Annotated in this window: 25 protein-coding genes and 1 other annotated feature; of the genes, 24 read left to right on the top strand and 1 reads right to left on the bottom strand. The window is 35.6% G+C overall.

Annotated features, from left to right (window positions below):
* The 12 genes from QQS35_RS05855 to ileS form a co-directional block, all read left to right on the top strand.
* Positions 1-320: transposase (locus tag QQS35_RS05855; RefSeq protein WP_285930906.1), on the top strand; the 320-nt coding region annotated here is incomplete at its 5' end.
* 496 nt (positions 321-816) lie between these two features.
* Positions 817-1,737 carry a sigma-E processing peptidase SpoIIGA gene (gene spoIIGA, locus QQS35_RS05860; RefSeq protein ID WP_285930979.1) on the top strand — a complete coding sequence of 307 codons (921 nt, stop codon included), beginning with the start codon at positions 817-819 and terminating at the stop codon, positions 1,735-1,737.
* Between the two features lie 26 nt (positions 1,738-1,763).
* Complete coding sequence (gene sigE / locus QQS35_RS05865) at positions 1,764-2,483, top strand: RNA polymerase sporulation sigma factor SigE (RefSeq protein ID WP_285930980.1); 720 nt, start codon at positions 1,764-1,766, stop codon at positions 2,481-2,483.
* Positions 2,484-2,605: 122 nt separating this feature from the next.
* The gene (gene sigG, locus QQS35_RS05870) at positions 2,606-3,388 is read left to right on the top strand and encodes an RNA polymerase sporulation sigma factor SigG (RefSeq protein ID WP_285930981.1); all 783 of its coding nucleotides are present in this window, start codon (positions 2,606-2,608) and stop codon (positions 3,386-3,388) included.
* 208 nt (positions 3,389-3,596) lie between these two features.
* Entirely contained in the window at positions 3,597-3,875 is a 279-nt protein-coding gene (locus QQS35_RS05875; protein ID WP_285930982.1) for a YlmC/YmxH family sporulation protein, read from the top strand.
* A gap of 60 nt (positions 3,876-3,935) precedes the next feature.
* Positions 3,936-4,742 (top strand): peptidoglycan editing factor PgeF, encoded by an 807-nt coding sequence (pgeF, locus tag QQS35_RS05880; RefSeq protein ID WP_285930983.1) that lies wholly within the window; start codon positions 3,936-3,938, stop codon positions 4,740-4,742.
* 24 nt (positions 4,743-4,766) lie between these two features.
* Positions 4,767-5,444: a YggS family pyridoxal phosphate-dependent enzyme gene (locus QQS35_RS05885; protein WP_285930984.1), complete on the top strand. Its 678-nt coding sequence runs from the start codon at positions 4,767-4,769 to the stop codon at positions 5,442-5,444.
* A 10-nt stretch (positions 5,445-5,454) separates the two neighbouring features.
* Positions 5,455-5,874, top strand: coding sequence for a cell division protein SepF (locus QQS35_RS05890; protein ID WP_285930985.1), 420 nt, complete (start codon positions 5,455-5,457; stop codon positions 5,872-5,874).
* Between the two features lie 5 nt (positions 5,875-5,879).
* A complete protein-coding gene (locus tag QQS35_RS05895; protein ID WP_285930986.1) occupies positions 5,880-6,143 on the top strand; it encodes a YggT family protein in 264 nt (87 codons plus the stop codon).
* Between the two features lie 90 nt (positions 6,144-6,233).
* On the top strand, positions 6,234-7,007 hold the full coding sequence (locus QQS35_RS05900; RefSeq protein WP_285930987.1) for a YlmH family RNA-binding protein: 774 nt from the start codon (positions 6,234-6,236) through the stop codon (positions 7,005-7,007).
* Between the two features lie 89 nt (positions 7,008-7,096).
* A complete protein-coding gene (locus QQS35_RS05905) occupies positions 7,097-7,612 on the top strand; it encodes a DivIVA domain-containing protein (RefSeq protein WP_285930988.1) in 516 nt (171 codons plus the stop codon).
* A gap of 75 nt (positions 7,613-7,687) precedes the next feature.
* Positions 7,688-7,928, top strand: a binding site (T-box leader).
* A gap of 131 nt (positions 7,929-8,059) precedes the next feature.
* Positions 8,060-10,816: an isoleucine--tRNA ligase gene (gene ileS, locus QQS35_RS05910; protein WP_285930989.1), complete on the top strand. Its 2,757-nt coding sequence runs from the start codon at positions 8,060-8,062 to the stop codon at positions 10,814-10,816.
* Between the two features lie 85 nt (positions 10,817-10,901).
* On the opposite strand, the gene QQS35_RS05915 is transcribed toward ileS, so the two are convergent.
* Positions 10,902-12,143 (bottom strand): MDR family MFS transporter, encoded by a 1,242-nt coding sequence (locus QQS35_RS05915; protein WP_285930990.1) that lies wholly within the window; start codon positions 12,141-12,143, stop codon positions 10,902-10,904.
* A 595-nt stretch (positions 12,144-12,738) separates the two neighbouring features.
* Between QQS35_RS05915 and lspA the strand changes: the two genes are divergently transcribed.
* From lspA to pyrE, 12 genes are all read left to right on the top strand, one after another.
* Positions 12,739-13,206, top strand: coding sequence for a signal peptidase II (gene lspA, locus QQS35_RS05920; RefSeq protein WP_285930991.1), 468 nt, complete (start codon positions 12,739-12,741; stop codon positions 13,204-13,206).
* Positions 13,203-14,114 (top strand): RluA family pseudouridine synthase, encoded by a 912-nt coding sequence (locus QQS35_RS05925; protein WP_285930992.1) that lies wholly within the window; start codon positions 13,203-13,205, stop codon positions 14,112-14,114. Before lspA ends, QQS35_RS05925 begins: the two co-directional genes overlap by 4 nt.
* 195 nt (positions 14,115-14,309) lie before the next feature.
* A complete protein-coding gene (gene pyrR / locus QQS35_RS05930; protein ID WP_285930993.1) occupies positions 14,310-14,852 on the top strand; it encodes a bifunctional pyr operon transcriptional regulator/uracil phosphoribosyltransferase PyrR in 543 nt (180 codons plus the stop codon).
* 196 nt (positions 14,853-15,048) lie between these two features.
* Positions 15,049-16,434 (top strand): solute carrier family 23 protein, encoded by a 1,386-nt coding sequence (locus tag QQS35_RS05935; RefSeq protein WP_285930994.1) that lies wholly within the window; start codon positions 15,049-15,051, stop codon positions 16,432-16,434.
* Between the two features lie 64 nt (positions 16,435-16,498).
* Positions 16,499-17,431, top strand: coding sequence for an aspartate carbamoyltransferase catalytic subunit (locus QQS35_RS05940; RefSeq protein WP_285930995.1), 933 nt, complete (start codon positions 16,499-16,501; stop codon positions 17,429-17,431).
* Positions 17,388-18,689 (top strand): dihydroorotase, encoded by a 1,302-nt coding sequence (locus QQS35_RS05945; protein ID WP_285930996.1) that lies wholly within the window; start codon positions 17,388-17,390, stop codon positions 18,687-18,689. The genes QQS35_RS05940 and QQS35_RS05945 overlap by 44 nt, the downstream gene beginning before the upstream one ends.
* A complete protein-coding gene (locus tag QQS35_RS05950) occupies positions 18,664-19,764 on the top strand; it encodes a carbamoyl phosphate synthase small subunit (protein ID WP_285930997.1) in 1,101 nt (366 codons plus the stop codon). The genes QQS35_RS05945 and QQS35_RS05950 overlap by 26 nt, the downstream gene beginning before the upstream one ends.
* Positions 19,757-22,957 (top strand): carbamoyl-phosphate synthase large subunit, encoded by a 3,201-nt coding sequence (carB, locus tag QQS35_RS05955; RefSeq protein ID WP_285930998.1) that lies wholly within the window; start codon positions 19,757-19,759, stop codon positions 22,955-22,957. The genes QQS35_RS05950 and carB overlap by 8 nt, the downstream gene beginning before the upstream one ends.
* Positions 22,954-23,724 (top strand): dihydroorotate dehydrogenase electron transfer subunit, encoded by a 771-nt coding sequence (locus QQS35_RS05960; RefSeq protein ID WP_285930999.1) that lies wholly within the window; start codon positions 22,954-22,956, stop codon positions 23,722-23,724. The genes carB and QQS35_RS05960 overlap by 4 nt, the downstream gene beginning before the upstream one ends.
* Complete coding sequence (locus QQS35_RS05965; protein ID WP_285931000.1) at positions 23,724-24,659, top strand: dihydroorotate dehydrogenase; 936 nt, start codon at positions 23,724-23,726, stop codon at positions 24,657-24,659. The genes QQS35_RS05960 and QQS35_RS05965 overlap by 1 nt, the downstream gene beginning before the upstream one ends.
* Positions 24,631-25,347 carry an orotidine-5'-phosphate decarboxylase gene (gene pyrF, locus QQS35_RS05970; RefSeq protein WP_285931001.1) on the top strand — a complete coding sequence of 239 codons (717 nt, stop codon included), beginning with the start codon at positions 24,631-24,633 and terminating at the stop codon, positions 25,345-25,347. Before QQS35_RS05965 ends, pyrF begins: the two co-directional genes overlap by 29 nt.
* Positions 25,334-25,966, top strand: a complete 633-nt coding sequence (gene pyrE, locus QQS35_RS05975; protein ID WP_285931003.1) for an orotate phosphoribosyltransferase — start codon at positions 25,334-25,336, stop codon at positions 25,964-25,966. Before pyrF ends, pyrE begins: the two co-directional genes overlap by 14 nt.
* The last annotated feature ends 47 nt before the right edge of the window (positions 25,967-26,013 follow it).

A 26,013-nucleotide genomic window follows, 5' to 3' on the forward strand; every position in this document is an offset into this window, starting at 1 on the left:
GAGAAGCTTATGAATTGAAAAATAAATTGGACAAATGGTTTAAATTTAGTGATGAAAAAACGGCTAAAAAGGGGTTGGAGGAATGTTTATTGGTTATGAGTAGTTCTACCATTGAAGCATTTCACAGAGTTGAAAAAACATTTAACCGATGGAAACAAGAGATTCTACAATCTTTTATGTACCCATTTAACAACGGTTATATTGAAGGTGTTAATAACACGATTAAAGTGACCAAACGCATGTCTTATGGAATTAAAGATTTTGATCGATTGAAAAATAAAATATTATGGCGACAAGAGGTTCGAAGGGTATTCGTATAAAAAACTCCCTTCAATTAAGAGAGGGTGGCATGAAAATCACACCACCACATTTGACAGAGAACCAATAATAATTAGAAAGGAATAGCAGGAAAAAGAGTTTTTCTTTTTTTAAAGCCGTTCTAGGTTTTTATTCTTTGGAGTAAAGCAAAATCAACTAGAAATTCATAGTGAAGTTAAACGACTTGCACTATTAGTAGCATTCAAATTATACCTTTATTTAAATCCGGTATTACAATGACCTCGAATTCTAATCTACACTGAAAGTATAAAAAAAAATTACAATTTTCATGTAATGTAGTGTCGGAATTACCTCAAACCTTTCACCAGCACACGATAACAAAACTTCAAATCTGAAAAAATAAAAATTATATGACAAATTCACTAATAACTTCTAAAAATTAGTAGTAACTGAGCCACAAAATGTGACAGACTTCTAAAATTAGTTTCGTTATACTAGCAACAACTCCTTAACTTGAACCTTGAGAGGAAGAATTAAGTGACAATTTATTTAGACGCTATTTGGCTTTTAAACTTTTTATTAGATTGGATGATTCTTCTATTAGTGCAAATGGTCACTAGGGATAATACGAAAGGTATTAAAATACTATTAGGAGCTTTTATCGCATCTATTTTAGTGCCAATTACTTTATTTCTTCCTAATACACTAATAACTACTCCATTCGGTAAAGGGATTTATTCACTATTTATTGTATTAAGTGCTTTTGGCTATAAAAATATACGCCAATTTCTAAAAAAGCTTTTCACTTTTTATTTTATTTCATTTGCTCTCGGAGGTGGATTGATTGCCTTACATTTTATGCTTGGTCAACAAATAACCGCATCTGAGAATAGCATTTTAACTTTCCGAACGGGCTATGGTGATCAAATAAGTTGGTTATTTGTTTGTATTGGATTTCCGTTCGTTTGGTGGTTCACAAAGTCGAGATTGGACAAGCATGCTCTCGAAAAATTCAAACAAGATCAATTATTCGAAGTAACAATCCACATTCGGGGTGAAGGGTTTTCAACTACAGGGTACATGGATAGTGGAAATCAGCTAGTTGATCCATTTAGCCGAAAACCGGTAATTATATGTGATCAAGGATTCATGTCTAATTGGTTCACGAAGGATGAATTAATACAAATGGAGAAAGCTCAAGAAAATTTGGATTTTGATTCTGTACCAAGTAAGTGGGAGGAGAGCATACAGGTTGTTCCATATCAAGGTGTTGGTGGGAATCGTACCTTCATGATTGTGCTAAAACCGGATAAACTTCTACTAACCTATGAAAATAAACAAATTTCTACGACTAAAATTCTAATTGGTATTCAATTTAGAGAATTAGTATCTGATGGAAGTTATCATTGTTTATTACATCCATACATTTTAAAAAATTCGGTAGCAACTTCTGCATAATAAAGAGATAAAGGAGAGAATAACAGATGAGTAAATGGAAGTTTAAAATTCAATTATGGTGGTACAAAATATTAATTAAATTAGGGTTTAAGTCAGAAGAAATCTATTACATAGGAGGTAGTGAAGCATTACCACCTCCATTGTCTAAAGAAGAAGAACAAGAATTGTTAAAACGACTACCAGTAGGTGATAAAGCGGCTAGGGCTATGCTAATTGAAAGAAACTTGCGACTAGTAGTTTATATTGCAAGGAAATTTGAGAACACTGGAATTAACATTGAGGATTTAATTAGTATCGGAACAATTGGATTAATAAAAGCAATTAATACATTTAATCCAGAGAAAAAAATCAAGCTTGCTACATACGCTTCTAGGTGTATTGAAAATGAAATTTTAATGTATTTAAGAAAAAACAATAAAACAAAATCAGAGATTTCTTTTGACGAACCATTAAATATTGATTGGGATGGAAATGAATTATTGTTATCTGATGTTTTAGGTACAGATGATGACATTACAATTAAGGATATAGAAGCAAATGTTGATAAAAGTTTACTGAAAAAAGCATTGGAACAGTTAAATGCTAGAGAGAAGCAAATTATGGAATTACGGTTTGGATTAATAGGTGATGAAGAGAAGACCCAAAAGGATGTAGCAGATATGCTAGGTATATCTCAATCGTATATTTCTCGACTTGAGAAAAAAATTATTCGTCGTTTACAAAAAGAATTTAATAAAATGGTTTAAACCTATATAGGACAATGTTCAAGCAATAATTGAGTGATTTTTAAGCTGAACTTCTTGCATAAAAATTCCTTCCGGTGGTGATACTGAACCTTGAATAGCATCTCCAACCGGGAGGGTAGAACATGACAAGACATAAAGTAGAAATTTGCGGTGTAGACACCTCTAAATTACCAGTACTAAAGAATGATGAAATGAGAAAATTGTTTCGACGTGTGCAAGAAGAAGGTGATTTATCAGCAAGAGAACAATTAGTTAATGGAAATCTACGTCTGGTATTAAGCGTTATTCAACGATTTAATAATCGTGGTGAGTATGGGGACGATTTATTTCAGGTTGGCTGCATTGGTCTAATGAAATCTATTGATAACTTTGATTTAAGCCAAAATGTTAAATTTTCAACATATGCTGTCCCTATGATTATTGGTGAAATTAGAAGGTACTTAAGAGACAACAATCCTATACGAGTATCTCGTTCCCTACGTGATATTGCTTATAAAGCTCTGCAAGTTAGGGAAAGGCTGATTAGTAAGACATCAAAGGATCCAACACCTATGGAAATAGCAAAGGAAATGGGAGTTCCCCACTCAGACATTGTGTTTGCAATGGATGCTATTCAGGACCCCGTCTCGCTATTTGAACCAATTTATAATGATGGTGGCGATCCTATATTTGTAATGGATCAACTCAGTGACGAGAACGATAAGGATTCAAATTGGTTAGACAAACTATCCTTAAAAGAAGGAATGCATCGATTAAATGATAGAGAAAAGATGATTTTAAATAAACGTTTCTTCCAAGGAAAGACGCAAATGGAAGTAGCTGAAGAAATCGGAATTTCTCAAGCTCAAGTTTCAAGATTGGAAAAGGCTGCTATTCAAGAAATGAATAAAGAGATGTTTGAATAATATTTATACCCTTGTCTCGATTGAGACGGGGGTATTTTCTGTTTTAGTTATATTTGGTATATGTTTTATTATTTTTCTACAGGCGAGTATTAGAATTAAATAGCAAGACCTTAACATAAAAACCAATGACATAATATAAGAGATGAATTTTAATAAATAAGAAAAATACAAGCAGTCGTGCATATAGTTATATAAAGGTGGTGTTTGTATGGTAACTCTTACTGAATTACAAATTAAAGATATAATAATGGTAGAGGATGGAAAGAAATTAGGAAATATCACGGATCTAGAAATTGATGTTGATAAAGGGAAAATAATCCATTTAATTATTGGTACAAAAGGGAAAATGATGGGGTTGTTTGGAAAAGAAGAAGAGTTAACTATTCCTTGGGAAAATATTGTAACAATTGGCTCGGATGTTATTTTAGTTAAAAAAGCTATACAGCCAAAATTATATACAGAACACAATGGTTATGGTTCTAAATAATCAAACGAGAAATCAGTAGAGAATTGTGGTAAAATAGTGGAAAATACGAGGAGATTTGCTGTGGAACCTTTTCAAAAAATAGACAACTCAACAACATTGATGATCAAAGAATGGATGGATGAACAATCAAATTTAGTTGCTGGAATGACAACTCGTCATGGTGGAGTTAGTAAATCACCATTTGCTACCATGAATCTTGGTTTTCATGTCCAAGATGAATACCAAGATGTACTTGATAATCGTCATTTACTGTCATCAATTTTACAACAACCATTGGATAACTGGGTAATGGGTGAGCAAATTCATGGTACTAAGGTAAAAGTCATTAATGAAATTGATTTAGCAAAAGGCGCTAAATATCATGAAGATGCACTTTCAGGCGTAGATGGCCTCCTTACTAATCGACCTGGGGTCTTATGTACCGCTATGTTCGCAGATTGTGTGCCATTGTTCTTTTATGATTCTAACTCCAGTTGGATAGGAATTGCTCATGCAGGTTGGCGCGGCACTGTAAATAAAATTGCTGTAGAAATGATTCTGGCATTTGTAGAACAAAATGTTGATATAAAAACATTGAAAGTGGCAATAGGTCCATGTATTAGTAAGATGGCCTATGAGGTTGATGAGAAAGTGATTCAAAATATTCCTGAAACGTTTAAATCTAACGTAATAACCTCAACTGGGAGTGGCAGATATTTATTAGACTTACGTCAGCTAAATAGAGAAATAATAATGCAAGCAGGTGTGTTAGAAGAAAATATTAGTGTAACAGGTTATTGTACCTACCAGCATGATATATTTTTTTCACATCGACGCGACAATGGAACAACCGGACGTATGTTAGGTTTTATTGGTTATAGGGAATAATAGGGTAAGGAAGGAGAAGTAACATTGGAAGTACAAGCTAATTTTAAAAAAATTCAGGAAAATATTAAACAAATATGTAATAATATAAATAGAAATCCAGAAGAAATAACCGTTATCGGTGTGACGAAATATGTTACAATTGAGCGAGCCCAAGAAGCAGTTGATGCTGGTGTTAAAAACTTAGGTGAAAATCGCCTTGAAGGATTTCAAGAGAAATATGCAACAATTGCTAATAACGCTTTATGGCATTTTATTGGCTCACTGCAATCCAGAAAAGTTAAGGAATTAATAAATGAATTAGATTATATTCATTCCTTGGATCGCAAATCTTTAGCAAAAGAAATTAATAAACGAGCGAACCATACTGTCCCTTGTTTTGTTCAAGTTAATGTCAGTGGTGAAGAATCTAAACATGGGCTAAGTCCTGAACAGGTACATACATTTATTGAACAACTTAAGAATTACAATAAAGTTGAAGTAGTTGGTCTGATGACTATGGCACCTTATGTTGATGACGAAACTCGAATAAGAAACACATTCCGTGCGTTAAGAGAGCTTCGTGATGAAATTAAAGGGGAAAATTGGGACCACGCTCCTTGTCAGTATTTATCGATGGGCATGAGCAATGACTATCAGATTGCTATCGAAGAAGGAGCAACCCATATAAGGATCGGATCTAGCTTAGTAGGTTCGACAAAATAGAGGTGAAAACATGAGTTTGAAAAATAAAATTAAGACATTTTTTACTGATGAGGACGAGTACGAATATGTAGAGGAGGAACAATCATTTCCTGTTGCGGAAACTAGACAAGAAAGACGTCAAAATGTGGTTAGCTTAAAGTCAGTTCAAGCTGCTTCAAAAGTTGTCTTATGTGAACCGAGAGCGTTTAGTGAAGCTCAAGAAATTGCTGATCATATCGTCAATAGAAGAGCAGTCGTAATTAATTTACAACGGGTTCAGCATACAGAAGCAAAACAAATTGTGGATTTTTTAAGTGGAACAGTTTATGCGGTTTCGGGTGAGATTCAAAAACTGGGTTCACAAACTTTTCTTTGTACACCGGATAATGTTGATGTATCGGGTAGTATTTCCGATATATTAGAGGAAGAAGATTTAGAAAAAGGGTGGTAAACTAGATGTATTTATTATTTGATATACTTTCAACAGTGCTTTCATTCTATAGTTTTGCGCTTATCGCTTATATTTTGATGTCTTGGTTTCCTGGAGCCAGAGAGTCATCATTTGGTAAAATCTTAACGAATATTTGCGAACCTTATTTAGAACCGTTTAGAAAAATCATACCACCCCTTGGCATGATTGATATTTCTCCTATCGTTGCTATTTTGGTATTGAGATTTGCCTCAGACGGTATATGGGTATTATATGGCTTCCTTACTTAAGTTAAAAGCACATGGTATCTGTAAGTGAAACTTGGCTTTATTGCCAAGTTTTTTGATTTTTTCATTACAATAGATTATATAGGTGATACAATGGATATATACCAACATTTCAGAAAAGAAGAACAACCTTTTATTGATCAAGTTATTTCTTGGAAAGAACAAGTTGCTCAGACTTATCAACAAAAAAACAGTGATTTTTTAGATCCGAGAGAACAAAAAATATTTGCTTCCATCATTGGAAATGATTCTGATTTTACTTGGGCTTTTTTTGGTGGAGGAGAAAAATCGGAAAGAAAGCGTGCTGTGTTAGCTCCATATTATGAAACAATTTCGGATAATGATTATGAATTGACATTACTGGAAAGTACGTATCCGGTAAAATTCATTTCTTTAGCACATGGTGATGTGCTGGGTGCTTTTTTATCAATGGGTGTAAAAAGAAAAAAGTTAGGCGATTTAATTGTAAAAGATGGAGTTATTCAAATAGTTGTTGCATCTGAAATAGACACGTATGTAAAGATGAACTTAACGAATATAAAAAAGGCAACTGTTTCCTTTGAAGAGAAGCCGTTAGGTAATCTAACTACAAATGATGAGAAATGGGTATCAAATCATGGAACGATATCATCATTACGATTAGATGTTGTCGTGAAGGAAATATATAGTATTTCTAGACAAGTTGCTGTAGCATCGATTCAAAAGGGGCTTGTTAAAGTTAATTTTCGAGTGGTTGAAAACCCTGCATTTTTATTAGAGCAAGGAGACCTTCTTTCTTTAAGAGGGAAGGGAAGAGCAAAGTTATCAGAAATTCATGGGCTTTCAAAAAAAGATAAATGGAAGGTTACATTCGAAAAATTAAAATAATTTATAACTTTTTGCAGGATTTTATTCATTTATGTCGAAAGTTTTGAATACCGCAGTTATCGAAATTACTTCTTAAGGAGGTGGCCGATGTGCCATTAACACCGTTAGATATTCATAATAAAGAGTTCACACGAGGATTTAGAGGCTACGATGAAGATGAAGTGAATGAATTTTTAGATCAAGTAATTAAAGATTATGAATTAGTCGTTCGTGATAAAAAAGAATTAAAAGAACAAGTGGAACAGTTAAATGAAAGATTGGGGCATTTTTCTAATATTGAGCAAACTTTAAACAAATCTATTCTTATTGCACAAGAAACAGCCGAGGAAGTTAAAGGAAATGCAACGAAAGAATCAAAGTTAATTATTAAAGAAGCAGAAAAAAATGCGGATCGTATTATAAATGAGGCATTACAAAAATCACGACGTATATCCATTGAAGTTGAAGAACTAAAAAAACAAGCAAAAGTATTCCGTACACGTTTGAAAATGCTGGTTGAAGCTCAGTTAGAACTGATTCAGGATGATGATTGGGATGGCTTGTTTGACACAGAAGTGGAACAAGATGAGGAAGTTTATGAAAAAGAAACAGAAAGAAACTATTAAATCTTGACGTTTTAAGAAATTTTACATATAATTCATTAACATGAGTGAAATGAAAAAGTGAAATTTAAATGATCGATAAATACATTGCGAGGGAAAGTATAGCAGTAATCTCTGTTAAAGCGAGCTAGGGATGGTGGAAGCCTAGTACAGTCTACAGTTAGAAAATCACCCTTAAGTATTCACTCCGAACAATTTTAAGTAAGAGTGGACGCCTCATTCACGTTACGAATTTCAAGTGGATTTTTGTATATTTTTCAATTCGAAAAAATATACAAAATCTATTAAGGGTGGTACCGCGAGCCTTCTCGTCCCTTTTGGGATGATGAGGGCTTTTTTATTTGTATTAAAACGGGATGTTTATAGAAAGACTGCTACTATAAAAGTACCCGCTGTATGGTCCAACCAACGATTATTTAACTATTCGATAAGTAACAAGGAGGAAGTAATATGGATTATAAACAAACACTATTGATGCCACAAACTGATTTCCCGATGCGTGGTAATTTACCAAATAAAGAACCGAAGATGCAAGAAAAATGGGATGAAGATAACATATATGAGCAGGTGCAGAAGAGAACAGAAGGCAGACCACTTTTTGTATTGCACGATGGTCCTCCTTATGCAAATGGCGATCTTCATATGGGCCATGCCTTAAATAAAGTATTAAAAGACTTTATCGTTCGGTATAAGTCAATGGCAGGCTATCATGCTCCTTATGTTCCTGGTTGGGATACACATGGTCTTCCAATTGAAACAGCACTAGCAAAAAAGAAAGTAAACCGCAAAAAAATGTCTGTTGCTGAATTTAGACAAAAATGTGCGGAATATGCTTTAAAACAAGTAGATAATCAAAGAACACAATTCAAACAACTAGGTGTTAGAGGGGATTGGGAAAATCCTTATATTACTTTAGATAAAGACTACGAAGCAGCACAAATTAAAGTGTTTGGTGATATGGCTAAGAAAGGCTATATTTACAAAGGATTAAAGCCAGTGTACTGGTCTCCTTCATCAGAATCAGCATTAGCTGAAGCAGAAATTGAATATCAGGATAAACGCTCTGCTTCTATCTATGTTGCTTTTGATGTAAAAGAAGCAAAAGATGTCTTAGACGGTGATGAAAAATTCATTATTTGGACTACTACACCATGGACAATTCCTGCTAATTTAGCAATTGCGTTACATCCAGACCTAGAATATGCAGTCGTAAAAGTTTCTGATAACAAATTTATTATTGCACATGAAATGCTAGAAACTGTTAGTTCTGTATTAGAATGGGAAAATCCGAAGGTTGTAAAAACATTTAAAGGTAAAGATGCAGAAAATCTTGTTGCTAAGCACCCATTCTACGATCGTGATTCATTAGTTATTCTTGGTGATCATGTAACAACAGAAAGTGGTACTGGACTCGTACACACTGCTCCTGGTCACGGGGAAGATGACTTCTTTATAGGGAAAAATTATGGCCTGGAGGTTTTATGTCCAGTCGATGAAAAAGGGAACTTTACTGATGAGGCACCTGGCTTTGAAGGCATGTTTTACGATGCAGCGAATAAGGACATCACTCAAAAGTTAGAAGAGGTTGGAGCGTTATTAAAACTTGAGTTTATCACTCACTCTTATCCACACGATTGGAGAACCAAAAAACCAACTATTTTCCGTGCAACAAATCAATGGTTCGCATCGATAAAAGACTTTAGAGAAGATATTTTGAAAGAAGTTAAACGAATTAATTGGTATCCGAATTGGGGAGAAACACGTCTTTATAATATGGTGCGTGACCGTGAAGATTGGTGTATTTCTCGACAACGTACATGGGGAGTGCCTATCCCAGTATTTTATGGAGAAGATCGTACGCCTATTATTACAGACGAAACAATTAGTCATGTATCCAACTTATTCCGTCAGCATGGGTCTAATATCTGGTTTGAATGGGATGCAAAAGATTTACTTCCAGAAGGATTTACATCAGAAAGTAGTCCAAATGGAACATTCACCAAAGAAACAGATATTATGGACGTTTGGTTTGATTCAGGGTCTTCACATGAAGGTGTATTAGCAGAACGTCCTGAATTAAGACGTCCCGCAGATGTTTATTTGGAAGGATCAGATCAATACAGAGGTTGGTTTAACTCCTCTATTTCTACATCTGTTGCTGTTACAGGTAAATCACCATATGAGACGATTATAAGTCATGGTTTTGCTCTAGATGGAAAAGGACGTAAAATGAGTAAATCTGTAGGGAACGTTGTTGTGCCTTCTAAAATTATGAAACAATACGGTGCAGATATTTTAAGACTTTGGGTAGCATCAGTTGATTATCAAGCTGATGTAAGAATATCTGATGATATTATTAAACAAACATCTGAAGGTTACCGTAAAATCCGTAATACATTCCGTTTTATGCTTGGAAATTTACATGACTTTGATCCAAAAACAAATACTATTGCAGATGAAAATTTACAAGAAGTAGATCGATATATGTTGATGCAATTACAAGAGCTAATTGAGAGAGTACGTTATGCGTATGATCATTATGAGTTCTCAACGATTTATCATAATATTCATAACTTCTGTTCGATTGATTTAAGCTCTTTCTATTTAGACTTTGCTAAAGACGTCCTATATATCGAAGGTGAAGATAGTATTAGACGTCGTAGTATTCAAACCGTCTATTATGAAATTATTACAAACTTAGTGAAGCTTTTATCTCCAATCCTTTCTCATACTGCAGATGAAATTTGGAGCTATATTCCTGGGGTCGAAGCGGATAATGTACAGCTAACTGATATGCCAGACCCTAAAGAAATTTCTAATAAAGATGATTTAAAAGCTAAGTGGGATCATTTCATGGAAGTTCGCGATGATATATTAAAAGCACTTGAGGAAGCACGTACAGAGAAAATCATTGGGAAATCCTTAGAAGCAAGTATCAAAATTACACCTAAAGACGAACAAACAAAATTATTATTAGAAAACATTGAACACTTGCATCAACTATTAATCGTATCGGAAGTAGAAGTTACTGATCTTAAAGGTGCGAAGGAATATGACCATGTTCATATTTCAGTTGAAAAGCATGCTGGTGAAAAATGTGAACGTTGCTGGGTTGCTTCAGACACTGTTGGAACGGATGAGGAATACCAAGAACTATGTACACGATGTGCTGATATTGTAAAAGAGCACTATGCTAATGTGGAATAAAATACTAAAAACAACTATCTCATTAAAATTGAGATAGTTGTTTTTTGTCGTGGATGTTTTTTAAATCTATGAATAGAGCTTTTTTTTAGTTTCTTTGCGACTCTCTTCTTTTTCTTAGGTCAGGTAATATTTTTTTAATCATATATAATCCAATAATTCCTGTAGTTAAAATTAAAATAGACATAATCTCATTACTAAAAATTGCTCCGAGTGTTACAAAAATTGAACTTAACATCATCGAACCGTGAAAGACCATACTATTTACCGCCATATAAGAGCTTCGCTTATCATCGGTTGGAATACTTGCTAAGAAATCCTGTTGGATAGGCACGCGCATTAATTCTCCAATTGTTGCAATTGCCATGAATATAAACAACAACCAAATATTATTAAAATAACTTATTACAACATAGCCAATAGTAAAGATGAAAATTGAACTCAAATAGGTTTTTTCTTCATTAAGTTTAGAAACCCAACGAGTAATAAAAACGGTGAACAGAACAACTAGGATGGTATTTTCTGACTTGAGAAAACCAAGCATTTCTACACCGGAAACGTCAAAGAATAAAAAAGTTTGACTCGGCATGTCTTGGTTAAGACGAATCGCCATATAATTTTCCATATGATTTTCAATCGATTGAATGAATAGTCCGGCTAATACAAAGTACATAAATACTTTATCGCCTGCAACCTCTTTATAACTATGAAACATACTAATAAATACATTTTCTTTTTTAGTTATTACTTTTTTCTCAAAGGTTTCCTTAATAAAAAAGATGACTAATATGTTAGAAAGAATGCTAGTAATTGCAAGTGTCATTAGTAGTTCAAATAAAAAATGTTTAAATGATAATGCTCCAACAATTCCTCCGACAGCAAAAGCCAAGTTAAAGCTCCAGTAAAGAAGCGAATAGACACCCTTACGTTCCTTTGGTTTGGTAATATCAATAATCATAGCATCTGCAGCGGGTCCATCTAAACCAAAGGATGCCATTACTAATAGAGTCATAAGAAAAGTTAGTTCAGGTGACGTTAGGAATGGTGAATTTGCAATCGTCATAACCATAAAGGCGAGCATTCTAATAACTCCAGCAATTACCATTAATTTTTTTCTACCCATTAAATCAGCATAATAGCCACCGTATAAACCTACTAAAAGTCCAATTACAACATTAATTAGTAATAAAATACCTGTTAGTTTGGAACCAAAATACTCAGAAAAATAAATGGCCATAAATGGGAAGATAGCTCCTGCTACCATATCTGATAAGAAAATTTGATAAATTCTTATTTTGATATTGATGTGATAATCTCTAAATTTGGTCACTTTTTATTACCCCCTTTAGGTAGTGTTATTTGAGAAAATGGTAGGAATAAGCAACATAGAATTATTGTGTATCCTAGAGGGTGACGTTGATCTAACTTCTTAAAACTGTAAAATCAATTTCTTTCTATTCCCAAAAGTTGTAGGAAAGTTGTCACATGAAAGAGATAGTAACATAAGCTGCATTTTTCTCCCTAGGCTGTTATCTAAAAAGTTTGTTACGGTGCCCATGGAAAGAAACTTATGGAACTAATATCAACTTAGCAATTATGTAGATTCTATAGATATTAGTCAACAACAATCTTTTTTTAATGCTTTTTTCGAAATAAGTTAACATAGGCTTACTACGATTTTGGATTAGCTTTGAAATTAGATGTAATTTTCAAAAGTAATGTTGCCTATAAAAAATAGTAAAGTAAACTACTGGTAAAAGAATCGGTCTTGAGGATGAGTAGGTTTACGACTTGTTACTGAAATTCTGGCTAATTGCGAATTACTTGAAAAGTGTCCTTTAACAAAACGTTTTTCAATTCTAACTACTTTTGTGATAAAATGCTATAGAATGTAGAAAGATAAAAAGAACGGGGGAAAAGGTACAATGAGGTATTATGGAATTGCATTAGTGATTGTATTAATCGATCAAATCACAAAATGGTTGGTCGTTACAAACATGGAATTAAGAGAAAGTATTGCAGTTATAGAAGGATTCTTTTATTTTACATCTCACCGAAATACGGGAGCTGCTTGGGGAATACTTGCAGGTCAGATGTTATTCTTTTACATAATTACCTTGATTGTTATTGGAATTGTTGTTTATTATATCAAAAAGTTTTCCAAAGAAAGCAGATTAATGGGTTGGGCATTAGCCTTTATATTGGGTGGTGCGATCGGAAACTTTATCGATCGACTATTTCGTAAAGAAGTAGTTGACTTCTTTGATGTTTATATTGGCAGTTACGATTACCCGATTTTCAATATTGCTGATTCAGCCCTAGTGGTTGGTGTCGGCTTGGTTATTATCGCTACTTTTTTAGATGAGAAAAAGAAAGGAAGAACAACTGCATGACATTACTGAACCATACTGTATCGCAAGAAGAGAAAGGTTTAAGAATAGATAAATTATTAGCTAAAGTAAATGAGGATGCTTCTAGATCACAGGTGCAAGCTTGGATTAAAGCAGACCTTGTTAAAGTCGATGGCGAGATTGTCAAAAGTAATTATAAATGTCAGGAAGGTACCACAATCACGTGGGAAATTCCTGAAGTAGAGGAATTAGATGTAATTCCTGAAAATATACCTATTGAGATTATTTATGAAGACAGTGATGTACTTGTTGTAAACAAGCCACGAGGAATGGTTGTCCATCCGTCTGCGGGGCATCATAGTGGTACCCTAGTAAATGCTGTTCTTTACCAATGTAAAGATCTTTCCGGGATTAATGGTGTAATTCGCCCTGGTATTGTACACAGAATTGATATGGATACGAGCGGACTTTTAATGGTAGCAAAAAATGATAAAGCACATGTTTCACTTGTTGATCAACTCAGAGAAAAAACAGTGAAACGTTCTTATTTAGCGATTGTCCATGGAGATATAACGCATGATTATGGAACGATTGATGCACCGCTTGGCAGAGACCCAAAGGATAGACAGAAAATGGCTGTTGTCGATGGTGGACGAAACGCTGTTACACACTTTGAGGTTATAAAAAGATTCGGTCAATATACTTATGTGAAATGTGTCCTGGAAACAGGAAGAACCCACCAAATCCGTGTACACCTGAAATATATTGGGTTTCCGTTAGCAGGAGATCCAAAGTACGGGCCAAGAAAAACATTAGAAATAGATGGTCAAGCTTTACATGCAGCTGAATTAGGATTTGAACATCCAAATACAAAAGAATGGTTAGAGTTTGAGGTTGAAGCACCAGAAGATTTTAAAAAGTTATTAATAAATCTAGAAAAGATGAGTTGACAGATAGATTACTTTCTGGAATAATTAAAGAAAGAATTAAATAAGACCCTTTAATACAGTCCCGTGAGGCTGAAAAGGAACCGGACGGATATAGCTTAGGAATAGGTATATCTAAAACCCCTTTTACCCACGCGGAAAAAGGGGTTTTTTTATGAGTATAAACAGAGTAGGGTTTCTTTAAGGGAGGATAGAGCAATGAATAAAAAAGCTACAGTCTTAGATAGTTCAGCAATTAAACGTGCATTAACAAGAATTGCTCATGAAATCCTTGAAAAAAATAAAGGAGTAGAGGGCCTAACACTAGTAGGAATTAAAACAAGAGGAATTCCTTTGGCAAAAAGACTCAGGGATAAAATCTTAGAAATTGAAGGTGTTGAAGTTCCTCTAGGTGAGCTAGATATTACTCTTTACAGAGATGACTTAAGTCATGCTGAAAATAATCAAGAGCCGAAAATAAATGAAACACGAATTAATGATCAAATCTATGGTAAAAAACTTATTTTAATCGATGATGTCTTATTTACAGGAAGAACGGTAAGAGCAGCAATGGATGCAATTGTAGATCAGGGAAGACCTTCGCAAATTCAACTAGCAGTTTTAGTGGATCGTGGTCACAGGGAGCTCCCTATACGTGCAGATTATATTGGTAAAAATATTCCTACTTCCCAGGAAGAAGTAATCGTTGTTGAATTAGGAGAAACGGACGACAAAGATCAAGTTAGTATTTATGAGAAATAAATAAAGACCTTTAATCAAGTCCCGTGAGGCTTGCAAGGTCGCTTAAGGATACGTGTACCTAAAACACGTTTACCTCTTTGCGACCTTCGCGAAGAGGTTTTTTATGTGAAAAAAACTCATAAGTCGGTGGGCGTCGGAAGTTACCTGATAAAAACAATTTAACACAACTAATGAACAATACCAGGAGGAAACAAAAATGGCAGAAAAAAATATGGTAATGGATGTACACGAAGTTCCAAAAATATCGAAATGGCTTATCTTTAGTATTCAACACTTGTTCGCTATGTTTGGTGCAACAATATTAGTTCCAGCATTAACAGAGCTTCCTCCAGCCGTAGCACTAGTCTCAAGTGGTACAGGGACATTGGCTTATCTATTAATAACAAAAGGAAAGGTACCAGCATACTTAGGTTCCAGTTTTGCTTTTATCTATCCAGTCCAAATGGCGATGCTTAGTGCTGAAAGTGGAATACCTGGGGCGATGGTAGGTAGCTTTTTAGCGGGTCTAGTATATGGGTTACTAGCACTTCTTATTGGGGCATTTGGTTTAAACTGGTTAATGAAGATTTTACCTCCAGTAGTTGTTGGGCCTGTCATTGTGGTTATTGGTCTAGGCCTTGCACCAACTGCAATCGATATGGCGATGAATTATCAGGGAGAATATAGTGGTACACATTTTAGTGTTGCAATTGTCACGCTAGCAATTACGGTAATCGGATCACTTTTCTTTAAAGGTTTTTTTGGACTTATCCCAATTTTAATCGGAATCATTGGTGGTTATCTGTTTGGACTAATGAGAGGAATTGTTGACACATCTGGAGTTGAAGCATCTTGGAGTGCGATTGCAAATGCAAGTTCAATTGGAGAGTTTTTTGGAGCAATCTTTTTAGTACCAGACTTTGTTGTACCATTTGTTCATTACTCGCCATTTGACGTGATTAGCTGGGAAATAGCAGCAATTATGGTTCCAGTCGCAGCAGTTACGATAGCAGAACATATTGGGGATCAAATGGTGTTATCAAAAGTGGCAGGACGTAATTTTATAAAAAATCCTGGTTTACATCGATCTATACTTGGTGACGGAGTTGCGACGGTCATTGCTTCATGTTTAGGTGGACCACCAAACACAACGTATGGTGAAAATATTGGGGTACTAGCAATAACACGAGTGTTCAGTGTGTTTGTTATTGCAGGTGCAGCAGTACTAGCTATATTATTCGGGTTTGTAGGAATTATTACAGCAATGATTGCCTCGATACCTTCAGCAGTAATGGGTGGTGTATCTATTTTATTATTCGGTATTATTGCCTCAAGTGGCTTAAGAATGTTAATTGATAATCAAGTAGATTTAGGAGAAAAACGTAATTTAATAGTATCATCTGTTATTTTAGTAATTGGCATTGGCGGAGCATTAATTAAGTTTGATGTTGGCGACGTAAGTATAGAAATAGCTGGTATGGCTTTAGCAACAATTATCGGTATCATACTTAATTTAATTTTGCCAGGCAAAGAATCAGGTTTCGGGAATGGAAACATGTTCCAGACAGACGAAGTAATTGAAGCAGCTACTGATGAAAAATAATATCTGAATAAAGAGGGACTGTCTCATTACACTAGACAGTCCCTCAGTCTAAGGGGGAGCTAGAATGAAACACTTTGTGTCGATGAAAAATCTTTCAGAACATGAAATCTTGCAGTTAATTAAACTATCAGATGAAATAAGTAATACAGGTATTCCACCTTTTAGTAACCAATTATTTGCTGCGAACCTTTTTTTTGAACCTAGTACACGAACAAAAATGAGTTTTGTTGTTGCTGAACGAAAATTAGGAATGGAAGTATTAGATTTTAATAGTGATGTTTCTAGTGTCAAAAAAGGAGAAAGTATTTATGATACTGCAAAGACGTTCGAATCGATCGGTGCCTCATTGCTAGTTGTTAGACATCCTGAAGATAATCTAGTCCAACGACTCGCTGAGCACATAAATATTCCAATTGTTAACGCGGGGGATGGAACAGGCGAACATCCAACACAAAGTTTGCTTGACTTAGTAACTATATATCAGGAATATCGAAAGTTTAAAGGCTTAAAAGTGGCAATTGTTGGTGATATCAAACATAGCCGTGTGGCTAGGTCCAATGCTTATGCACTTACAACATTGGGGGCGGAGGTCTACTTATCTTCCATGCCAGAGTGGCAAGACAATAATCTTCCTTTCCCTTACATCGGAATAGACGAAGCCGTTGAACAGTGTGATGTAGTGATGCTTCTCCGGATTCAACATGAAAGACATCAAAACCATACGATTATGTCAGCGGATCAATATTTAGAAAACTATGGCCTAACTAAAGATAGGGAAAACAGAATGAAATCTGATGCAATTATTCTTCACCCAGCACCAGTCAATAGAGGTGTTGAAATAGATGATAGTTTAGTTGAATGTGGTAGATCTAGAATCTTCAAACAAATGACAAACGGAGTATCAGCTAGAATGGCAGTTATGTACCAACTTTTAGAAAAGGGAGGAATTACTCATGCGAACAATTTTAACAAACGCAGTGCAGTTATCAGTAGATAATACATTTACTCAGTGTGAAATTTCTATAAAAGATGGTGTTATTGAACAAATAGGTGAAAAACTATCACTTCAAGCAGATGAGACAATCGATTGTAAAGGCGATTTAGTGTCACCGGGTTTTATTGATGTACATGTACATTTAAGAGAACCAGGTGGGGAAGCAAAAGAAACGATTGCAACCGGTACTAAGTCTGCAGCACGAGGTGGCTATACAACGGTCTGCTCGATGCCAAATACCCGACCGGTACCTGATAGTGAAAAAACACTAAAAGCATTGACAGAAAGAATTGAAGAAACAGCTCATGTTCGGGTATTACCTTATGCGTCAATCACAGAAAGATTACTTGGTGAGAAGCTTACAGACATGGAAAAGTTAAAAGATTTAGGTGCATTCGCCTTCACCGATGATGGTGTTGGAATTCAAACGGCAGACACAATGCTAAAAGCAATGCAACAAGCAGCAAATCTTGATATGCCAATTGTAGCTCATTGTGAAGATAACTCTTTAATCCACAAAGGAGTTATCCATGAAGGAGAAGCAAGCAAGAGGTTGAATGTTCCTGGTATTCCTTCAATCTGTGAATCAGTACAAATAGCAAGAGATGTTCTGTTAGCAGAGGCAGCAGGATGTCATTATCATGTCTGTCATGTAAGTACAAAAGAATCTGTGCGTGTGATAAGAGATGCAAAAAAAGCTGGCATACATGTTACAGCAGAAGTAACACCGCATCATTTATTATTAAATGAAGAGGCAGTTGTATCCGAGGATAGCAATTTTAAAATGAATCCTCCGCTTCGATCGCTCCAAGATCAAGAAGCATTATTAGAAGGCTTGTTAGATGGAACAATTGATTTTATTGCAACCGACCATGCACCACATACGGAAGAAGAGAAACAACAAGGTTTATTACTTGCCCCATTCGGAATTCATGGGTTTGAAACAGCATTTTCATTACTTCATACACATCTTGTAGAGACAAAAAAAGTGACATTAAAACAGTTAATTGATTGGTTGACAATTAAACCAGCACAAACATTCAACTTACCTTATGGGGAACTAAGCCCGGGTAAGGTAGCAGATATTACTGTTATTAACTTAGATCAAAAAATAAATATAGATAAACATAGCTTTTATTCCAAAGGGAAGAACACACCGTTTCATGAATGGGAAGTTAAAGGGATTCCGGTTATGACAATAGCAGAAGGAAAAATCGTTTTTGAGGAGGCTTCTTATGGAAAAGCGACAACTCGTGCTTGAGGATGGCACTACGTTTATAGGAACAGCATTTGGAAGTGAACACGCAAGTGTAGGTGAAGTGGTTTTTAATACAGGAATGACAGGATATCAGGAAATTTTATCTGATCCATCTTATTGTGGGCAAATTGTAACGATGACGTACCCTTTAATCGGAAACTACGGAATTAACCGTGATGATTTTGAAACAATCAACCCTTCCATACATGGGTTAATTGTAAAGGAAGTTTGCGATCACCCATCCAACTTTCGTAATGAAGAAAGTTTAGATAGCTACTTAAAAGCAAATGATATTCCTGGTATAGCTGGAATTGACACACGAAAACTAACAAAAATCATACGTAAGCACGGAACAATGAGAGGTGTTTTTACCGCTGTTGGGGTGAATAGTGAGGAAGCTGTAACTGAAATAAAAAACACAGCTATCATCAATGATCAAGTAGCAAAGGTATCAACTGTGAAACCATATGTAGTTCCTGGCAGAGGCTATCGAATCGTGCTTGTGGATTTTGGAATGAAGCATGGAATATTGCGTGAATTAACAAAAAGAAACTGTCATATTACTGTTGTTCCTTATCACTACAGTGCAGAGAGTATTCTCAGACTAAAGCCAGATGGTGTGATGTTAACAAACGGTCCTGGAAATCCAAAAAGCGTTCCTCAAGCCATCGAAATGATAGCCAATCTAGTAAACAAAGTACCTGTATTCGGTATTTGTTTAGGACATCAATTGTTGGCTCTAGCTTGTGGAGCAGATACAGAAAAATTAAAATTTGGTCACAGAGGTTCCAACCATCCAGTTAAAGATATAACGATTAATAAAACATTTATTACCTCACAAAATCATGGTTACGCAGTAAACGTCGATTCATTAGTGAAAACAGATTTAGAATTGACACAAATCGCACTTAATGATGATACGGTAGAAGGAATTCAGCATAGTAAATATCCAGTTTTTTCTGTGCAATATCATCCTGAAAGTTCACCAGGTCCTGACGATACGAATTATTTGTTTGACGATTTTTTGAAAAAAATAAAAAAACACCAAGCAACCATCAAGGAGGAGACATATGCCTAAACGTACAGATCTAAATAAAATCCTAGTAATTGGTTCAGGTCCGATTGTCATTGGTCAAGCAGCAGAGTTTGATTATTCAGGAACACAAGCCTGTCAATCATTAAAAGAAGAAGGATATACCGTTATTCTCGCCAACTCCAACCCTGCAACGATAATGACTGATCATACGATTGCAGATACGGTGTATATGGAGCCTCTAACAGTTGAGTTTTTGTCAAAGATTATTCGAAAAGAACAGCCAGAAGCAATTTTGCCTACATTAGGTGGACAAACAGGTTTAAATTTAGCAGTAGAGCTAGAGGCTACTGGTATATTGGATGAATACAATACTGAACTATTAGGTACTTCCCTGGATGCGATTCAGCAAGCAGAAGATAGAGAAAAGTTCAGAAACTTAATGAATGAACTTAACGAACCTGTGCCTGAGAGTGTCATCGTTAACAATGTAGAACAATCAGTTGACTTCGCTAACAAAATAGGTTTTCCATTAATAGTTCGTCCAGCTTATACATTAGGTGGCACTGGTGGTGGAATGTGTTATGACGAAACAGAGTTAAGAGATATTACACGTAACGGCTTGTCTTTATCCCCTGTTAATCAGTGTTTAATAGAAAGAAATATTGCTGGGTTTAAAGAAGTAGAGTACGAGGTTATGAGAGACAAGAATGATCAAGCTATTGTTGTTTGTAATATGGAGAATATTGATCCGGTCGGCATTCATACTGGAGATTCAATCGTAACAGCACCATCACAAACATTAAGTGATCGAGAATATCAATTATTAAGAACTGCGTCATTGAAAATAATTCGTGCATTAAAAATAGAGGGTGGTTGTAACGTACAACTAGCGCTTGATCCTTATAGTTTTCAATACTATATTATCGAAGTGAATCCAAGGGTAAGTAGATCTAGTGCACTAGCATCAAAAGCTACAGGTTATCCAATCGCTAAAATTGCTGCTAAAATAGCTGTCGGATTAACACTTGATGAAATCATTAACCCGATTACAGGTAAAACTTATGCTTGTTATGAGCCTGCGCTTGATTATGTGGTTACAAAACTTCCTCGTTTTCCTTTTGATAAGTTTACAACAGGAAATAGAACATTAGGTACGCAAATGAAAGCAACAGGAGAAGTTATGGCAATCGGGAGAACATTTGAGGAATCGATACTAAAAGGGATTCGCTCTTTAGATATTAGTGCTGAAGATTTTTGGTTAGAAAGTGTAACTAAGTTATCTATGGGTGAGTTGAAGGCTAGATTGGTGAAACCAGATGATGAACGAATATTTATCTTGGGAGAGGTATTACGTCAAGGGCTTACTGTGGATGAGATTTTTGAGCTTACAAAGATTGATCGATTTTTCTTAATTAAATTGAAAAAAATTATCGATATCGAAAATAAGCTTATGAATGAAATAGGCTCTACTGAACTACTTATAGAAGCGAAGAAAATCGGTTTTTCTGATACACAGATTGCTAGAGTTTGGGGCCAGCATGTGGATGAGATTTACCAATTGCGGATGGATATTGATCTCCGTCCAGTATATAAAATGGTGGACACATGCGCTGCAGAATTCGAGTCAGAAACACCTTATTTTTATAGCACTTATGAAGATGAAAATGAATCGGTAGTAACAGAACGCGAAAAAGTAATCGTACTTGGTTCAGGACCAATTCGAATTGGTCAGGGTATTGAATTTGATTATGCGACAGTACACTCTGTGTTAGCTATTAAAGAAGCAGGATATGAAGCTATTATCATGAATAATAATCCTGAAACAGTTTCAACAGACTTTAGTGTATCGGATAAATTGTATTTTGAACCATTAACACTAGAAGATGTGATGCATGTAGTTGAACTAGAAAACCCGATTGGAGTAATCGTACAATTTGGTGGTCAAACAGCGATTAACTTAGCTGAAGGATTACAACAAAGAGGCGTTACTATTCTTGGCTCATCATTAGAATCGATTGATACAGCCGAAAATCGTGATAAATTTGAACAATTACTTACTGAATTAAACATTGCGCAGCCAAAAGGTAGAAGTGTTAAGCATCTGGACCAAGCGATGGAAGCTGCAAATGAGATAGGATATCCGGTTTTAGTTCGACCTTCTTATGTCATTGGTGGCAGTCAAATGGAAATCGTCTATAATGATGATGAATTATATGTTTATTTGAAAAAATCAAGTCACATAAAGCATAAACATCCAGTTTTGATTGATAAATATTTGACAGGAATCGAAGTTGAAGTAGATGCAATTAGTGATGGGAAGACAACAGTGATTCCTGGAATTATGGAACATATTGAGCGAGCTGGTGTCCATTCTGGTGATTCAATGGCGGTTTATCCAACACAACGAATTAGTGAAAAAGTTAAGCAGGAGTGTGTTGATATTACCCTCAAAATTGCTTCTCGTTTACAAGTAAAGGGATTAATCAATATTCAGTTTGTCGTTCATAAAGAAGAAGTATATGTACTAGAAGTAAATCCAAGAGCAAGTAGAACGATTCCATTCTTAAGTAAAATTACAGGAGTCACAATGGCTAATTTAGCAACGAAGTGTATTCTTGGTCAATCACTAATAGAAATGGGTTATAAAGAAGGTGTGTTACCAGAGCCTTCACATGTATCGGTAAAAGTACCTGTGTTCTCATTTGAGAAACTGAGAAGCGTCGATACGATATTAGGACCTGAAATGAAATCAACTGGGGAAGCAATCGGTCGAGATAAAACTTTAGAAAAAGCGTTGTATAAAGGACTGATAGCATCTGGTTTGTCGATTCCAATGGAAGGTTCAGTTCTCCTTACAGTTGCCGATAAAGATAAACAGGAAATGATGGAAATCGCTTCAAGATTTCATCATCTTGGTTTCCAATTATACGCTACGGAAGGAACAGCATCCTTTGTAGAGGAAGCAGGAATACCTGTGAAGCAAGTAGGGAAAATCGGCTCAGAAGGACGCAATGTTTTATCTATTATTGAAGACGGTGAAGTACAATTTGTCATAAATACGTTGACATCTGGTCAGCAACCTAGATCTGATGGATTTAGAATCCGAAGAGAAGCTGTAGAGCATGGGATTGCATGTTTAACAAGCTTAGATACGGCTGAAGCGATTCTAAACGTTATTGATTCAACGACATTCACAGCTAGACCAGTCGTGGATCGAAAGGTTGTTGTATTGTGATAAATAAAGAGCTGTTGACAATTGTTGAAACAATTCAAATAGCAAAGGAAACAATCAAGATGAGACTTCAAGGGTCTGAGAAAATCAAGCACGCAAAACCGGGTCAATTTGTTCATATAAAAGTTGGCAATGAGGGGTCGCACATGTTAAGAAGGCCAATTTCAATTGCTGATGTAAATCAAGACCAACAAATTGTTACGATTATATTTAAGGTGATTGGTTCTGGTACTGATCACTTAAGCAAGTGTCACGTCGGTGATGTGATTGATGGTTTAATACCATGTGGTACAAGTTATCCTATCGAGCAAATAACGATGGATAAAGCACTATTAATAGGCGGTGGTATTGGTGTACCTCCGCTCTACTATCTAGCTAAACAGATAAAAGAGCAGGGTGTTGAAGTTACTTCTATCCTTGGATTTCAGTCTAGTGAACATGTGTTTTACCAATCTGAATTTGCTGAACTAGGGAAGTGTCATATTGTAACCAATGATGGAACACACGGATTCCAAGGTTTTGTTACGGATGTAATTGATCAACTGGACCCTACATTCGATTACTATTTCTCTTGTGGTCCTACACCGATGCTTAAAGCTGTATCTAGTAAATTACAAGATAGGAATGGCTATATTTCAATAGAGCAACGAATGGGTTGTGGAATTGGAGCATGTTATGCTTGTGTTGTGCCAACGAACGATGGCTCAAATGGTTTTAAAAAGATATGTAAAGATGGCCCCGTATTTGAAGCAAACGAGGTGGTATTATAATGACCTTGCAAATAAATTTACCTGGTCTGGTACTTAAAAATCCAATCATGCCTGCATCTGGTTGTTTTGGATTCGGTCGTGAATATAGCGATGTTTTTGACTTGAATCAGCTAGGGGCAATTATTATAAAAGCGGCAACCAAACAATCCAGATACGGAAATCAAACCCCAAGAGTCGCAGAAACTTCTTCGGGAATGTTGAATGCAATCGGTCTTCAAAACCCTGGAGTGGAAGCAATCATAAATCAGGAATTACCTTTTTTATCAGATTATGATGTACCAATTATTGCTAACGTAGCTGGTAGTAGTGTTGAGGAATATGTGGAAGTTACAAAAGCACTTACACGTACAACAACAGTTAAAGCTATCGAATTAAATATTTCTTGTCCAAATGTTAAACAAGGTGGAATCCAATTTGGTACTGATCCGGAACTAGCTGCTGAAGTAACATCCAAAGTAAAAGCAGTCAGTCATGTTCCAGTTTATGTTAAATTATCGCCAAACACATCAAATATTGTTGCAATGGCAAAAGCTGTAGAAGCTGCCGGAGCAGATGGTCTATCGATGATAAATACACTGACTGGAATGCAAATTAATCTTTCTTCCAGAAAACCTATACTTGCGAATAAAACAGGTGGGTTGTCTGGCCCTGCGATTAAACCTATTGCAATTAGAATGGTTTATGAAGTAAGACAACATGTATCCATTCCAATCATAGGTATGGGCGGGATTATGAATGCAGAGGACGTGCTAGAGTTTTTGTTAGCTGGAGCAAATGCTGTAGCAATTGGAACAGCTAATTTTCATAATCCTTTTGTATGCCCTGAAATAATCCAAGCATTACCAGGTGTCTTAGAGCAATATGGTTTCAGGTCTGTTGAAGATGCAATCGGAAAGGGGCATGAACATGGAGTTACCAATTTTTCTCGCGCTTGATTTTCCGACATGGGAAGAGACGAATCAATTTATAAACAAAAATGAATTGCAAGGAGTGCCTGTAAAGGTAGGAATGGAACTTTTTTATCGTGAAGGTCCGAAGGTTATTGAACGCTTAAAAGAAAATAATCATGCAATTTTTCTTGACTTAAAACTTCATGACATTCCTACAACAGTTAAAAAAGCAATGCGCAACATCGCGCAATTCGGTGTTGATGTTACGAACATTCATGCATTTGGTGGTAGTGAGATGATTGCTGCTGCAAAAGAAGGACTTGAACAAGGGGCTCAGAATGGTATTACTCCTAAATTACTAGCGGTCACATTGTTGACATCGATGGATGAACATACCCTTCAACATGAAATTAAGATGAATGACACGATAGATAATACTGTTGTAAGGTTTGCTAAGTTAACAAAAGAAAGCGGTGGAGACGGGGTTGTTTGCTCTGCATATGAAGCAGCAGCGATAAAGCAATCATGTGGATCAGATTTCTTAACCGTTACACCAGGAATACGTCTAGCTAATACAAACAAAGATGATCAGAAGCGAGTGGCTACACCATCATTTGCAAAAAATAACGGTGCAGATATGCTTGTTATTGGAAGAAGTATTACCCAAGCAGAATACCCCAATAAAATGTATCAGCAAGCAATAGAGGAGTGGAAAACAGTTGTTAAGTCATGAAATTGCTAAACGCTTATATGAAATCGAAGCAGTACAAATAAAAACAGATCGTTCCTTTACTTGGACTTCTGGAATAAAATCCCCAATTTATTGTGATAATCGCTTAACTTTGTCTTATCCAGATGTTAGAGAAGTAATTGTAGATGCATTCGTAGAAATTATTGGAAAAATGGACGACAAACCTGATATCATCGCTGGTTGTGCAACTGCAGGAATTCCACATGCTGCTTGGCTTGCACAGAGATTAAACTTACCGATGGTATATGTAAGATCTAAACCTAAAGCACATGGAAAAGGAAATCAAATTGAAGGTAAAATAAGTGCAGGACAGAAAGTTGTTGTAATTGAAGATCTTATTTCTACTGGAGGTTCTGCGTTAAATTCTGCATTAGCTTTGCAAGCAGAAGGTGTTGAAGTTCTTGGAACCCTCGCAATTTTCACATATGGTTTATCTAAATCATTTGAAAGCTTTTCTGAGCAAGGGATTGAGTTAAAGACAATTACGAGTTTTGATGTATTGTTGGATTACTTAGTATCGATTGATAACCTTACTGTTAGTGAAAAAGAAGGTTTAATGGAATGGCGAGATTCATTATTTGAGCGAATAAAAAGCAATTAAAAAAACGAATCACATAAGCCTGAGCTTATGTGATTTTCTTGTTTATA

The sequence above is a fragment of the Aquibacillus rhizosphaerae genome, from assembly GCF_030282825.1.
GTDB classification, from domain to species: domain Bacteria; phylum Bacillota; class Bacilli; order Bacillales; family Amphibacillaceae; genus Aquibacillus_C; species Aquibacillus_C rhizosphaerae.

Bases quoted from the DNA above. Each gene is read 5' to 3' on its own strand.
- sigE (WP_285930980.1), top strand. From the start codon at position 1,764: ATGAGTAAATGGAAGTTTAAAATTCAATTATGGTGGTACAAAATATTA.
- QQS35_RS05945 (WP_285930996.1), top strand. From the start codon at position 17,388: ATGCGAACAATTTTAACAAACGCAGTGCAGTTATCAGTAGATAATACA.
- QQS35_RS05900 (WP_285930987.1), top strand. From the start codon at position 6,234: ATGGATATATACCAACATTTCAGAAAAGAAGAACAACCTTTTATTGAT.
- QQS35_RS05895 (WP_285930986.1), top strand. From the start codon at position 5,880: ATGTATTTATTATTTGATATACTTTCAACAGTGCTTTCATTCTATAGT.
- ileS (WP_285930989.1), top strand. From the start codon at position 8,060: ATGGATTATAAACAAACACTATTGATGCCACAAACTGATTTCCCGATG.
- lspA (WP_285930991.1), top strand. From the start codon at position 12,739: ATGAGGTATTATGGAATTGCATTAGTGATTGTATTAATCGATCAAATC.
- QQS35_RS05875 (WP_285930982.1), top strand. From the start codon at position 3,597: ATGGTAACTCTTACTGAATTACAAATTAAAGATATAATAATGGTAGAG.
- QQS35_RS05965 (WP_285931000.1), top strand. From the start codon at position 23,724: ATGACCTTGCAAATAAATTTACCTGGTCTGGTACTTAAAAATCCAATC.
- pyrF (WP_285931001.1), top strand. From the start codon at position 24,631: ATGGAGTTACCAATTTTTCTCGCGCTTGATTTTCCGACATGGGAAGAG.
- QQS35_RS05935 (WP_285930994.1), top strand. From the start codon at position 15,049: ATGGCAGAAAAAAATATGGTAATGGATGTACACGAAGTTCCAAAAATA.
- QQS35_RS05950 (WP_285930997.1), top strand. From the start codon at position 18,664: ATGGAAAAGCGACAACTCGTGCTTGAGGATGGCACTACGTTTATAGGA.
- pyrR (WP_285930993.1), top strand. From the start codon at position 14,310: ATGAATAAAAAAGCTACAGTCTTAGATAGTTCAGCAATTAAACGTGCA.
- carB (WP_285930998.1), top strand. From the start codon at position 19,757: ATGCCTAAACGTACAGATCTAAATAAAATCCTAGTAATTGGTTCAGGT.
- QQS35_RS05890 (WP_285930985.1), top strand. From the start codon at position 5,455: ATGAGTTTGAAAAATAAAATTAAGACATTTTTTACTGATGAGGACGAG.
- sigG (WP_285930981.1), top strand. From the start codon at position 2,606: ATGACAAGACATAAAGTAGAAATTTGCGGTGTAGACACCTCTAAATTA.
- QQS35_RS05925 (WP_285930992.1), top strand. From the start codon at position 13,203: ATGACATTACTGAACCATACTGTATCGCAAGAAGAGAAAGGTTTAAGA.
- QQS35_RS05940 (WP_285930995.1), top strand. From the start codon at position 16,499: ATGAAACACTTTGTGTCGATGAAAAATCTTTCAGAACATGAAATCTTG.